This is a genomic window from Staphylococcus sp. FSL W8-1207 (genome assembly GCF_038003745.1).
Lineage (GTDB): Bacteria > Bacillota > Bacilli > Staphylococcales > Staphylococcaceae > Staphylococcus > Staphylococcus equorum.
The window spans coordinates 1407784-1420507 of the sequence record NZ_JBBOPU010000001.1; the positions used below are offsets into that span (position 1 = coordinate 1407784).

The following is a 12724-nucleotide window of genomic DNA, read 5'->3' on the forward strand; positions in this document are numbered from 1 at the left end:
AACAAATATTCTAACATGATTTAAAATTGAATTCAGAAGTTGTGCTAATTAAATTTATTCTTTATTTTCTTCATTGTCTTTAGATTTTGATTCGTCATCAGCTGTTTCTCCATTAATTTCTTCAGAAGACAACGTTACTTCTATCTTATCTTTTTTACTTATCTTTTGACCTTCTGTTATCGATTGCTCTGAAACAAATCCACTACCTTTAGTAGTTACTTTTGTATTCGTAAGCTTTTCAAATGCAACGACTTCTTCTTTAGTCCAGCCGGACATGTTTGGCATCGTAACATCGCCATCAGTCAATAATAACACCCTACTATTAGGCAATACTTCTTTATCTGCAGTAACAGATTGTTTTGTGATTTTCTCACCGTCACCTATAACGATAGGTTCTAGAGACTTACTATTCACTTTGTCTTGTGCTTTTTGTGTTTCTTGGCCTTCAACGTCAGGCACTTTGCCGTATTTCACATCTGATTTGTCTTTCGAATTTTTATCGCCGACGTTCAGATATTTCAACGTGTTCTCCATAATTGGTTTAAAAGCCTTACTTACACCACTTTCATAAGCTTCTTGGTCATTTTTCTGAGCTAAACTCATACCAGCATAAACGACAACTTCTGGGTCATCTTTTGGTGCATCACCGATAAAGCTTACGAAATATGGATTTTCACCCTCTACGTATCCACCATTATCTGGATCCGCTACTTGTGCTGTACCGGTTTTACCTTCTATTTCATACCCATCGATTCTATAGTTTTTAGCATTACTCTTTTCGCTGTTGACAACCTTATCCATTTCAGTACGTACTTTTTTAGCGGTATCTTTTTTGATTGGTTTACCAGCGATTTCTTTTTCACCTTTGTAGAAAGTATCATTACTTACAGGATTAGATACACTATCTATAAACCATGGTTTCAACATATTACCTTCATTATAAAACGCTGATTGCGCTTGTAACATTTGTACTGGTGTTACAGTCGTTGATTGACCAAATGCAGATGTTTTTTGCTGTGCTTCATTATCCCATGCGATATCACCAGTAGCTTCACCATCAAACATGCCGTTCGTTGATTCACCGAATCCAAATTTTTCATACCATTCTTTCATCTTATCTGAACCAACTAAATCTTGTAAATGCATCATTAAGGTGTTTGAAGAATATGTGAACCCAAGTGACATTGGTATTTCTCCCCAACCTACTTTGTTCCAGTCGGAAATTTTTGAGCCCATGACTTCTTTAGGTTCTGCTGTATATTTTTTATCTGGCTTAAATTCTCCTTCTTCAATTGCTGCTGCTAAACCAAAGTTTTTAAATGTGGAACCTGGTTCATACGTATTTTGATACAAATCATTCGCCCACTTTTTACCAAAATCTTCACCAGTTTCTGGATTGAACGTAGGTCGTTGACTGTAAGCGAGAATTTCGCCTGTATCTGCATCCATGACTACAGCAAATAAATCTTTCGGTTTATAATGCTCAACCATTCCATCTAGTGCTTCTTCAACAAAGACTTGAATATTGGAATCTATCGTTAGATGGACATCATCACCGCGTTGTGGCGTTTTCTCTTTTTTAGTATTCGGCGCAATATAGCCCCAAATATCATGAATATAAGATAATGCACCTTTTTGTCCTGATAAATAACTATCGAATATCTTTTCAACACCCATAGCACCATTTAATTCACCCGTATCAGCATCTTTTTGTGCTATTCCAATAAGATGTGATGCAAAGTTACCATTAGGATAGAAACGTTCAGTTTCTGGATAAAGCGTAACTCCAGGTAAATTCATTTTCTCTATCTTTTCTTTTTCTTGATAGGTTAAATCAGAACCTTTTTGTCCAAATTCAACTTGAAATGCTTTCTTGTTATCCAATCTTTTCTCAATATCTTCTTCAGACATGTCTATCACTGTCGCTAATTTTTTTGCAGTTTCTTTTTTGTCTTTAACATGTTTCGGTTTCTCGCTACCTTCACTCGCTTTTTTATCAACAATGGCAACGACTTTATATCTTTCTACGTCTTCTGCTAGTACTTTTCCATTACGGTCATATATTTTTCCACGTTCAGGCTGCTCTTGGCTTTGGACTAAATATTTTTCGTTTGCCTTCATTATTAAATCTTCACCGGAAGAGTGACCTGTCAACATAATATATGAGTATCTTAAAACCAACGTAAAAAAGAGCAGTCCAAATCCGAGAACGAGTAGGACTGCCCCTATTTTACTTTGTTTAATTAAAAAGTTCGGTTTTTTAAATCTAATTTTTCGCTTCGCCATTATTACGCACTACCTTTACATTGTCGTTCTTAAGGCTCATTCCTTCGTCTTTTGCCTTATCGTAAATGCGTTCATATGAAGAGTTCTTTTTAATTTCAGATTCTATTGCGCTGTTTTCACTTGATTGTTGTTCGATTTTAGTATCTAAATCTGCAATTTTTCCTCGAGTATCATACGCATCCATTTTTAAAGATAGCATATAAATACTTATTAAAGCAATTACTGTTATAAGTCCTATGTATAACATTTTCTCAAACTTTGTAAGTTGAACTACTACTTTGCGTTTTACGGTTTTGGTTTTAGGTTGCGTTTCAGGTTGTTTCCTCGGCTGTGATTCGGGAATCTGTTGTTCTGATCCATTATAAGGTTGATAAATCTTCTCTACTGCCACTCATCATTCACTCCTTATTTCAATATTTCTGCAACACGTAACTTCGCACTACGCGCACGGTTATTATTATCTAGATCTTCTTCAGCAGCGGTAATGGGTTTACGGTTAACGCGTTTCAATTTAGGCGTGTAAGCTTCAGGTATGACTGGCAATCCCCGTGGAACATCTGGACCTTTTTCATATTCTTGAAACATTTGTTTGCATAATCGATCTTCCAATGAATGGAAAGTTATGACTGAAATTCTACCATCAATTTTCACTGCACCTATCGCTTGTTCTAGCGAATCTTCGAATGAAGATAATTCATCATTCACTGCGATTCTAATTGCTTGGAAAATCCTTTTTGCAGGATGACCACCTTTTCGTCTAGCTTTTGCAGGTATACCTTCTTTTATTACATCAACGAGTTCTAACGTTGTTTCGATTGGCTTTTGTTCTCTGTTCTGTTCTATACGTCGGGCAATTTGTTTTGAAAATTTTTCTTCACCATATCTATGAAAGATTCTGACTAATTTTTCAAATTGCCAATCATTTACAACTTCATAAGCTGATAACGATTGTGTTTGATCCATCCGCATGTCTAATTTGGCATCGTTATGATAACTAAACCCACGTTCAGGTACATCCAATTGTGGACTGGACACACCTAAGTCGTAGTAGATGCCATCTACTTTTTCAATATTCAAATCATTTAAAATTTCAGTTAATTTTCTAAAGTTGCTATGGACAAAGGTCACTTTATGTAAGTGTTCTTTCAAAACTTCTTTAGCATTTTCAATCGCTGTTCTATCTTGGTCGATTGCTATAAGCCTACCTTCGCCACCCAATTGATTTAATAAATAGAGAGCATGCCCTGCGCCACCTAATGTACAGTCGACATAGACACCATCTTCTTTAATATTTAAATAATCAATGGTTTCTTTAAGCATAACGCTGACATGATGAAACAAATTTAACTCCTCCTATTAAAAATCAAAATCAATCAGGTCTTCAGCAATATCTTCGAAACTATCTTCAGATTCTTCATAGAAACTGTTCCAAGTTCCTCTATCCCAAATTTCAATACGATTTGAGACACCTATTACTGTACATTCCTTACTTAAGTTAGCGTATTGTCGCAAATTTTGCGGAATGTTAATACGCCCTTGTTTATCTAATTCTACTTCTACGGCTCCAGAGAAGAACATACGCATAAATTTACGGGCGTCCTTTTTAGTCATTGGTAATGTCTTCATCTTCTCTTCGATAATTTGCCATTCTTCCAAAGTATAGCCAAACAAACATTTGTCAAGGCCTCGGGTGATTATAAAACGCTCATTTAAGTCATAGCGAAACTTGGAAGGCACTATCATACGTCCCTTTGTATCCAACTGATGCTCGTATTCTCCCATGAACATTTATAATCACCTCACCTTCTCATATATATAATTTACCACATCTCACCACTATCCTCCACTAATTATACAATTTTCACCACAATTTCTTATTCAACGTAAAAAAACACCCGATTCATCATAAAGATGAATCGGGTGCACCCTTACTGCCTCTAAGGTTTTATTATAATATGATCAAAAGTGTAAGAAAGTGGTGGATAAGTGGAGGGACTGAACACATTCATCCCAAAATCATTCATAATTTGTAAAGGGTTCCATATTCTTTCTTGCAATCCTTCCATTGGATGAAGTGCGCCACTTAATTCTTTGAAATGTTTCATACTAATTTCATTTTCTCGTTCTATATTTAATAAATATCTATTTATCAAATAATCGTATTGCTTTTGATGAATTGAATTGTTTTTTTCTAATAACAATGTATTATCATTGTTGCCTTTTACTTCTGATTTTAACAATTGATATAGTGTTTCTTGTTGTGCTTTCATTGATTCGATTTGATCAATAAATGCTTGAGATGCTTGTGCTCTAACAAATTTTTGTTTTGCATCTTCAATTCCATTTTCGATAATTTGGTTTTTATCCAGTTGATATTGTGTTAATAATTTTTCAATTCTGTGATTAATATAAGTAATTCGCAAGCGTGGTAGGACGATTGGCATTGCAACATCCAACGTTCTAAACACATCACTCAATTCAGTCCAATACTTTATTTCACTTGGTCCGCCAATAAAAGCAACAGTATTAAATAACCATTCTTCCATTACAGGTCTTGTTACCACATTATTTGAAAATCTTTCTGGTTCAGAATCTACTATACTTAAAACCTCTTGGGGCGTCATTGTCTTATCTGATTTATTCAAATAGAATTGTCCCTCTTTGAATGTTAGTAATTGTCTCATATTGTCTTCGTGTAAAAACAAATGCACATTTGTATCTGTTTGAATCATTTGCTCTAAACCACTATTTGTTGTTTGTGTTTGTGTTTTCCTAAAGGCTGCATCAACATTAAGATGATTTTCCACAATCTTTCTAATCAACGGTTGCTCTAACCGACGTAGTTCAGGATCATTAGCATCTATCATTAATAAACCATATGTTTTAAACACTTCATGTAGCAATGCTTTAAACATATCGGACCAACTATCATGTGCATCAATAATATTACGGCACATTTCAATTAAAGGTCGTGAATGTTCAGTTTCATTCAGTTGTTGGAAAAATTGATTCAAAGTTTCTTTAAGTTGGGCTTTATCAGGATTATAATGTGAGACGCTTGCTTCAGGTGGCTCCATTGTATGATATTTGATTTTATGTAACTTAGCATCTTGATTATTGTATGCATAAGTATGATTTACTTCGTCAAAATCATGGTCTTCCCCTGCAATCCAAAACACAGGTACAATATGTTTATTATAATCTTTAGATAGTTTTTGGCTTAGCGTAATAATAGAAAATATTTTATGGAATGTATACAAAGGTCCACCAAATAAACCTGCTTGTTGTCCACCAACAATTACTTTTGCGCCATTACTTAATAATTTAATATTACTTTCTTGTTCTTCAGTCAAAGATAAATCACTCATATAGTTTTCAATCACTTTTGCTAATGCAACTTCTCTTCCATTATTTTCACTAAGAAGTCTGTGTTTATAGTTCTTCTCATCCATTGCATCTAAATGATAGAACTGAGCTAGTGTTGAATCACTTTGTTTAATTTTTGAAATAAATTGATCTTTTTCGTTAAGTTTCGTAGTCATACAATCCATTCGTAATTCTCCTTATGTTACTCTATTCCTAATCAGTATAAAGTTTATGTACTATATTGACAATTTAACGGCTTAAAATAACCTGTATTTTTTACTTCTTTAATTCAATGTATATACTATAATAAACGATTTTTGAAAAATTTAAAAAAAGTGTGTTTATGTATTTGAAATAAGTATCGTATACAGACCATTTTAATAGTATGTTTCGCGTCGTCATTTTTGTGAAATATCATTAGAAATAAGGTATAATAAAATATAATAGTACAAAGGGGGAAGACGCTATGAGTAACGTGAAACGTCTCGATATAAATTATAAAACAGACGAATTATTCGAAGATTTTAGAAACTTCGGCAACAAAGACTTGTATATGGTTGATGAATTACGTGGAGAAATGATAGATGCGAGTTCAGATTCACCTTTTTATGGTATTCAAATTGGTGATAGATTAGGTGCAAGAATGGCATTGTATCGTAAAGGGGATGTTGAAGAAGTCTACTTCCCTGATTTCGACGATTACAACGTTTTGTGGAAATTAGAAGTATTAAACGACTTTCAAAATCGCGGTTACGGTAAAGAATTATTAGATTTCGCGAAAAAACAAGGACTTCCTATTAAAGTAATCGCTCGTAATCAATCTAAAGCATTCTTTATTAAACAAGGATTCAAAGACGTAAATGCAGTAAACAAGGATGGACATGATGTTCTAGTTTGGACACCATAAACAAGAGTACGAAAGATAAACATATGTCTTAGTTATTTATTTTCATCAGCAGTCCGACACTCAATGTATTTGTTTTCAACTTTAAAAAAACTACGCGTATACATTAATGTATACGCGTAGTTTTTATACGATCATTCCAACTCTTGGAATCCTCTTTAGTCGGCCGAGTATGGGCAGAAATCTGAAATACAATTTGATTTCGTATTCTTCCCCTCTTCTATTCCATATAAATTAGTAATTCATTGAGTGATGTTATTGTAAAATCTGGTTTGATATCAGTTTCATTTATTTTATTTCTAGGATTAAACCAACACGTGTCAATTTGGGCATTTTTGCCGCCTAATATATCTGACGTCATAGAATCTCCGACAATTATGGCATTATCTCGTTTGTCTTCACCGATTTCCTTAAATACATAATCAAAAAATTCAGGCATCGGTTTTTGGTAACCTGTTTGTTCTGAAACAAAAACACCTTTAAATAATTGACCAAACTGAGCCTTCTCAATACGGCGCTTTTGCGTTTCTAACACACCATTAGTCACAATATATAAATCATGATTTTGTTTTAAATACTTTAATGTTTCAACTGTGTCAGGAAAGAATTTTATTGGTGCTTTCGCTAATTCATCTCTAAATATGTGATCCGCTTCTTTACCATCCACAGTCATTTCATGTAAATCAAAATATACTTCAAATCGTTTGCTTAAAACTTCTTCTTTCGTTAATTTATTAATTTGAAAAGCTTCCCAATGCGCTTGATTCACTTTCATAAATGTTTTTAAATCGTCATGATTAGCGATTAATTTATATCTTTCTGTCATTTTGAAAAATGCATGTGATTCTGCATCATGAAAATCTACAATTGTATCATCAAAATCTATGAGCAGGCTTTTAGAATTCATTTTTATTTCTCCTCTTTTTATACATATTTATTATTATAATTGGATGCACTTATTGTTTATATTCACACAATAACAGTATACACATTTTGAACACACAAAAAAATGGCCAAGGTTGTTACCCTGACCACTGCTTTCTATTTTAATAATTAGAATCCAAACAATTGTCCTAATAATCCAGCGCCGCTTGATACGATATCTACAATGCTTGTCCCTAATTCCACACCATTACCTGATTGTGCTGCTTGTATAGTATTTGCAATAGCTTCAGCTAATTTAGTCATAAAAAATCTCTCCTCTGTTTATAAGTTTTATAATTTATTTTTACTAGAATCCAAATAATTGTCCTAATAGACCTACACTGCTTGATACGATATCTACAATGCTTGTCCCTAATTTAGCTCCGTCTCCTGCAATACCAGCTTGTACCGTTTCTTTTATTGCGTTAAATAAATCTGACATATCGATTATCTCCTTTAAAGTATTATTTTTTTGAAACCTACTTAGATTAAAATCCTAATGCTTGAGAAATTAATGCTGCTCCATTAGAAATGATGTCTAAAACGCCACTTCCAATTTTGATGCCATCTCCTGCAATACCAGCTTGTACTGTATTTTTAATTGCTTCAAATAAACCTTCCATTATAAACACTCCTTATAAAATAAGATTTCTCTGACTGAAAACTATGTTGAAAACGATACTTAATAAAAAAATTTAGTTTGTGTATCGCTTGTTATATATAATATAAGATAATCCTTAGTTATATTGTTTAATATTCCTTACTTAATCATAAAATTGCTTTATCTGTTATTTAATTGCTAGTTTAAAACAGTTATGAATTCCCAATTGTATTTTGTACAATTAAATAACACTTTATAATATTAATGTATTATTAATTTCGTGTTAGAAAATCATTAATTTTATCAGAAACTTTAAAGATTAATGTATAAGTAGAATTACTTTGTAGTATGCTTATATAAATAAATTCAACAGACTATCTTAATAGATTGGGAGGAATATTATGAAAGCAGTGCTTAAAATTAATAACCATATACGTCTTAGGGATGCTCAAACAAGTGACATTGAAGATTATCTCTCAGTCCCTTTTAATGAAGAACTTTTGAGAATGTATGGCTCTGATATGAATGTAGAAACAGAAAAGCAAAAATCTGGTGCTAAATTACTAATTTCTAGAATTATTAATAACCCATATGAATGGGTTATTGACTATGACGATTTATTTATAGGACAAGCTCGTTTATCTTTAGATAAAACAAATAATAAAGCAAAATTTGCAATAGGCATATTTAACCCGAATTTTTGGAATAAAGGAATTGGCACTCAAGTAACACATCAAATTTTAGAATATGCCTTTAATCACTTAGAAGTGCATAAAGTTTACTTAAGAGTCCTATCATATAATTATAGAGCTATAAAGTCTTATAAAAATGCTGGTTTTATAATTGAGGGTAGTGATCGTGAAGGTTCTTTTATAAATGGAAATTATGAAACAGACTTATATATGAGCATCTTACGCAACGAATTCCAAAGTAATTTCATCGATAAAGTTAAAAATTAAAAAGGAGACTCCAAAATTGGAATCTCCTTGCAATATCTATAAAGTCACAGTTCTTTTTTAATTAAACCTCTTTAACAAAATTTCTATTTGCGGTAATAAATGTACCATGCATTGTTTTGAGTCGTGGCGTACCTTTTGAAGAAGCTACTACTTTCTGAATAGCTACTTTTTCATTTACCTTAAGCTCTTTCAAAGCTTCACCGCTAAAGTCCCTATTTTGATATTCCTTACATTCTTTTGTAATAATCACTGTTTCAGGTTTCTCATAAATATATCGATTAGCGTTACTAGTAGCAACACGATAAATAAACTTTTGATTAGCTGTTAGTACTAATCCATCAACTGTGATGAGTCTTGGCGTACTCTTTTTAGTATAGCCAATGTTTTTAATTTCTATTATCTCACCTATTTCAACATTAGCATCTGCGCGCTCTTCAAACTCCACATCTTTATATAAATTGACCTTTTTCGCTATGCCAATCGTTATTGGATTATAAGTGAAATATTTATTAGGCGCTTCTGTCTTTCTAGATTTTTTTTCATTCACAATAAATTCAGACTTGAAATTTTGTCTATTAAGTTTGAGCGTCTGCGTTGCATTAGGTAAATTCATGTTAATCGTATATTTCTTATATTTATCGTGAATCAAATTAATGTTAAAGTCAAAGTCGCACTTACTTAAATCCTCAGTTTTTACGTATAATCGATGCTCATCTTCAGAGAATTCAACTTCGATTGCATTGAGCTCATAATTAATTTCAGTAAGTAACACTTGATCAATTGTAGTCTCTGGGGCTTTATAAACTCTTATAACTTCTCTTAATTCATTACCAATAAGATGCGTGCCTTCATAAACAGCAAATAACTCTTCTTTCATTGGTAAATAATCTTTTATAGTTTCCGGCATTAAAAAGTGAATTTGATTATCTTTCACATATCTATCTGCCTTTCCACCTTTTAATAGCATGCCGATAAAGTCAAAAAGTTTTTCATATTCTTTATTTATAAGCATTTGATAAATGTTTTTATATTTATCTCCAATGATATAATCTTCAACATTTTTATCATGCTCATTTAAAGTGTCTATCATTTGTTGAAATAGATTATAGAATACGGCTTTATTTTCACTTTTTAGAAATCTGCTATTATTAAATAATCTAGAAATGAAATCTACCTCTACAAGTCGACTCAATGATTGAAATTCTGCAGACTTAGGTATATCCAATTTCAACACTTCTTGTAGTACCAATAAATTAAAATGTGTTTTTTCTATAATATTTGTTTCACCTACAAGTGATTGATTATACGAATATCTATTCACATGATAAACAGGCGTTGAATTCATAGAAGCTGTTTTACATTTAGAAATAGCATTGATAAAGAACAATTTATCTTCACCAAATTTCATATGCTTGAACTCTATTTTATTCTCAACAATGATATCTCTTTTAATAATTTTCCCTGGTGGCCCAACTGCTCTAAATATCTTATTAATTTCATATGGCACTAAATCATTTGCAACTTTATACGAAGTGAATCTTCCTAATTTGCTAATCGCTTTATCCGTATGTTTAATACTATGTCCAAACGCAACATCGGCATTGTTCTCTTCAGCTTGGTTTAACAACATCGGCAAACCAATTGAATCTAACCAATCATCGGCATCAAGAAAAGTTATGTATTTCCCATTCGCATTTTTAATACCCACGTTTCTAGGTTCAGCAGGACTACCCGTGTTTTCTTCTAATTTAATGAGTTTTAAAAAACTGTATTTATTTTTATATCCTTCAATTATTTTTAATGAGTTATCGCTAGAACAATCGTCTATAAATATCGCTTCAATTTTATCTTCATCAATATTTAATGCCCCAATTGATTCTATACATTCATTAAGAAATAATTCCTTGTTGTACACTGGTACAATGATAGACAGCAATTTTTCCAATTCCTAATTCCCCTTTTAGATTATTTAGTAATCATTATATAATATAAATGATTACTAAAGTATTTTTTATAAAAAATAATCCGTACTTATTTTTATAATTCATTAAATTTTTAAATATGTATAAAAATCGTTTGTTATGTATTCATTAATATTTTAAAAACTACTACCTCAAAATAACATAAAATGGTAATACACAACACTTTAAATGGAATTATTTTAAAATACTAATCATTCAAGTATTAAATTTAGTGAAAATTATAATTGGAATATATCTTTCTCTCATATTAAAGCGTCTATTATTATTTATTACTTTACAATATCATCTCCATAATTTGTAAAAAATCCTTTCACTCCTATTTGTTTCAAAAATCTATAGTCATTCTCATTGTTCACAGTAAATGCGTGTACTTGCATAGCATTATTTTCAATACTTCCTATAAGTTCACGATCTATTTTTTTATGCGAAATTCCAACTGCATAACTATAACTGCTTATACTTTATAACATATTATCGTCTAATTTGTTTAATTCATTATCATAAATTAATTTAACCAATGGTATGTTTTCATCCTCATTTTTAATTGTTTTTAAAGCTCTATCATCGAAGGATTGTATAACTATGTATTTAGAATTAAATAAGCCTTTATTCTTTAATTTTTCTACCGTAATATGTGCCATATTAGGATTATCTTTAGCGTTTTTTAACTCAATATAGTATTTAACATTGTTATCATATTGATCTAAAACCTCATCAAAAGTTGGAATCTCCAAACTTCGCTCTTTCTTATCTTTTAACTTCATTTTTTTTAGTTCTTCAATTGTATAGTCTTCCACCTTACCTTTTCCATTTGTAGTCCTATCTATTGATTCATCATGCATAACCACTAAATTATCGTCCTTAGTTATTTGTAAGTCCAATTCCAAATAGTCAATATTCATTTCATGAATTGCTTTATCATACGCTGGGAAACTATGTTCAGGTTCATAACCACTAGCACCTCTATGGGCAATTATTAACGGTTTTTTTTCAGTTCCTTCATACCATTTAACTTTTGGTATGAATATTATTATAGACACTATAATAATCAGAATAATTCCAGGTAAAACATATGTGTAAAATGATTCTCTCTTTATTTACATCGCCCCATTTTATTTTAAAAACTATGAAAAATGTTTTTTTCTTAACTTTTTTAATTATATTGTATCATCCGTATATTTAATATACCATATACACAAATGTTTTAGATTTATTTAGTTATATATAATAAATAGCCAATACAATGAGACGACTTATAAAAATTAGATAATATATTTATATTGTGGTTATTTATAGATAGAAAAAGGGCAACACACCATACGTGTATCGCCCAACTGAGCCCCTTAAAAAGAAGGTGGCCTCGTTTAATAAATGATTAAATAACCATCAAACTCGGTCAAAGTTAGAGATGGTTATTTTTTATGGTTTAATTTAACAATTGTAATAACTAAACCTAACAAGGTAACGATGAACGTACCGAAACCTAACATTGAGTGTAGCGCTTCTACAATTGAAACCACAAAAGGCGTCTCCTTTCTAAAGTTCTTAACGGTACTTTCATAAGCATCACTTTACTTTATACTGAGGTTAGCCACCATCTATCCAACTTACTCGCTCTTATTTCACTATATTTTTCTACATACTATTACTTTTGTCGACCTATAGAATTTGATAATATTTTTATATTGTGGTAATTTATAGA

13 protein-coding genes and 1 pseudogene are annotated in these 12724 nt (G+C 31.5%); 2 read left to right on the plus strand and 12 right to left on the minus strand.

Annotated elements, in window-relative coordinates; all coding sequences use genetic code 11:
- Nucleotides 1-54: 54 nt before the first annotated feature.
- The 5 genes from NSR03_RS07040 to bshC form a co-directional block, all read right to left on the minus strand.
- The gene (locus tag NSR03_RS07040; RefSeq protein ID WP_069801779.1) at nt 55-2286 is read right to left on the minus strand and encodes a penicillin-binding protein; all 2232 of its coding nucleotides are present in this window, start codon (nt 2284-2286) and stop codon (nt 55-57) included.
- Nucleotides 2267-2677, minus strand: coding sequence for a cell division protein FtsL (gene ftsL, locus NSR03_RS07045; protein ID WP_069801777.1), 411 nt, complete (start codon nt 2675-2677; stop codon nt 2267-2269). Before ftsL ends, NSR03_RS07040 begins: the two co-directional genes overlap by 20 nt.
- Nucleotides 2678-2691: 14 nt before the next feature.
- Nucleotides 2692-3627: a 16S rRNA (cytosine(1402)-N(4))-methyltransferase RsmH gene (gene rsmH, locus NSR03_RS07050; protein WP_046465194.1), complete on the minus strand. Its 936-nt coding sequence runs from the start codon at nt 3625-3627 to the stop codon at nt 2692-2694.
- Nucleotides 3628-3642: 15 nt separating this feature from the next.
- Nucleotides 3643-4074: a division/cell wall cluster transcriptional repressor MraZ gene (gene mraZ, locus NSR03_RS07055; RefSeq protein WP_002507941.1), complete on the minus strand. Its 432-nt coding sequence runs from the start codon at nt 4072-4074 to the stop codon at nt 3643-3645.
- A 149-nt stretch (nt 4075-4223) separates the two neighbouring features.
- A complete protein-coding gene (gene bshC, locus NSR03_RS07060) occupies nt 4224-5837 on the minus strand; it encodes a bacillithiol biosynthesis cysteine-adding enzyme BshC (RefSeq protein ID WP_069820785.1) in 1614 nt (537 codons plus the stop codon).
- A 281-nt stretch (nt 5838-6118) separates the two neighbouring features.
- Here bshC and NSR03_RS07065 point away from each other — a divergent pair, with 281 nt between their 5' ends.
- Entirely contained in the window at nt 6119-6559 is a 441-nt protein-coding gene (locus tag NSR03_RS07065) for an N-acetyltransferase (RefSeq protein ID WP_021338686.1), read from the plus strand.
- Between the two features lie 217 nt (nt 6560-6776).
- Here the strand turns inward: NSR03_RS07065 and NSR03_RS07070 are convergent, their stop codons facing one another.
- The 4 genes from NSR03_RS07070 to NSR03_RS07085 all read right to left on the minus strand — a co-directional run bounded on the left by NSR03_RS07070 (nt 6777) and on the right by NSR03_RS07085 (nt 8103).
- The gene (locus tag NSR03_RS07070; RefSeq protein WP_069801773.1) at nt 6777-7463 is read right to left on the minus strand and encodes a YjjG family noncanonical pyrimidine nucleotidase; all 687 of its coding nucleotides are present in this window, start codon (nt 7461-7463) and stop codon (nt 6777-6779) included.
- Between the two features lie 146 nt (nt 7464-7609).
- Complete coding sequence (locus tag NSR03_RS07075) at nt 7610-7744, minus strand: beta-class phenol-soluble modulin (protein WP_002507945.1); 135 nt, start codon at nt 7742-7744, stop codon at nt 7610-7612.
- A 43-nt stretch (nt 7745-7787) separates the two neighbouring features.
- Nucleotides 7788-7922, minus strand: coding sequence for a beta-class phenol-soluble modulin (locus NSR03_RS07080; RefSeq protein WP_002507946.1), 135 nt, complete (start codon nt 7920-7922; stop codon nt 7788-7790).
- Between the two features lie 46 nt (nt 7923-7968).
- Complete coding sequence (locus tag NSR03_RS07085) at nt 7969-8103, minus strand: beta-class phenol-soluble modulin (protein WP_002507947.1); 135 nt, start codon at nt 8101-8103, stop codon at nt 7969-7971.
- A gap of 379 nt (nt 8104-8482) precedes the next feature.
- On the opposite strand from NSR03_RS07085, the gene NSR03_RS07090 reads away from it, so the two are divergent.
- Complete coding sequence (locus tag NSR03_RS07090) at nt 8483-9040, plus strand: GNAT family N-acetyltransferase (RefSeq protein WP_069801771.1); 558 nt, start codon at nt 8483-8485, stop codon at nt 9038-9040.
- Between the two features lie 61 nt (nt 9041-9101).
- Here NSR03_RS07090 and NSR03_RS07095 read toward each other — a convergent pair whose 3' ends face one another.
- The 3 genes and pseudogenes from NSR03_RS07095 to NSR03_RS14460 all read right to left on the minus strand — a co-directional run bounded on the left by NSR03_RS07095 (nt 9102) and on the right by NSR03_RS14460 (nt 12542).
- A complete protein-coding gene (locus NSR03_RS07095) occupies nt 9102-10985 on the minus strand; it encodes a glycosyltransferase family 2 protein (protein ID WP_046465189.1) in 1884 nt (627 codons plus the stop codon).
- Between the two features lie 306 nt (nt 10986-11291).
- Nucleotides 11292-12062 (minus strand): annotated as a pseudogene (locus NSR03_RS07100) (glycerophosphodiester phosphodiesterase).
- A 372-nt stretch (nt 12063-12434) separates the two neighbouring features.
- Nucleotides 12435-12542, minus strand: coding sequence for a putative holin-like toxin (locus NSR03_RS14460; protein WP_021338681.1), 108 nt, complete (start codon nt 12540-12542; stop codon nt 12435-12437).
- Nucleotides 12543-12724: the final 182 nt, after the last annotated feature.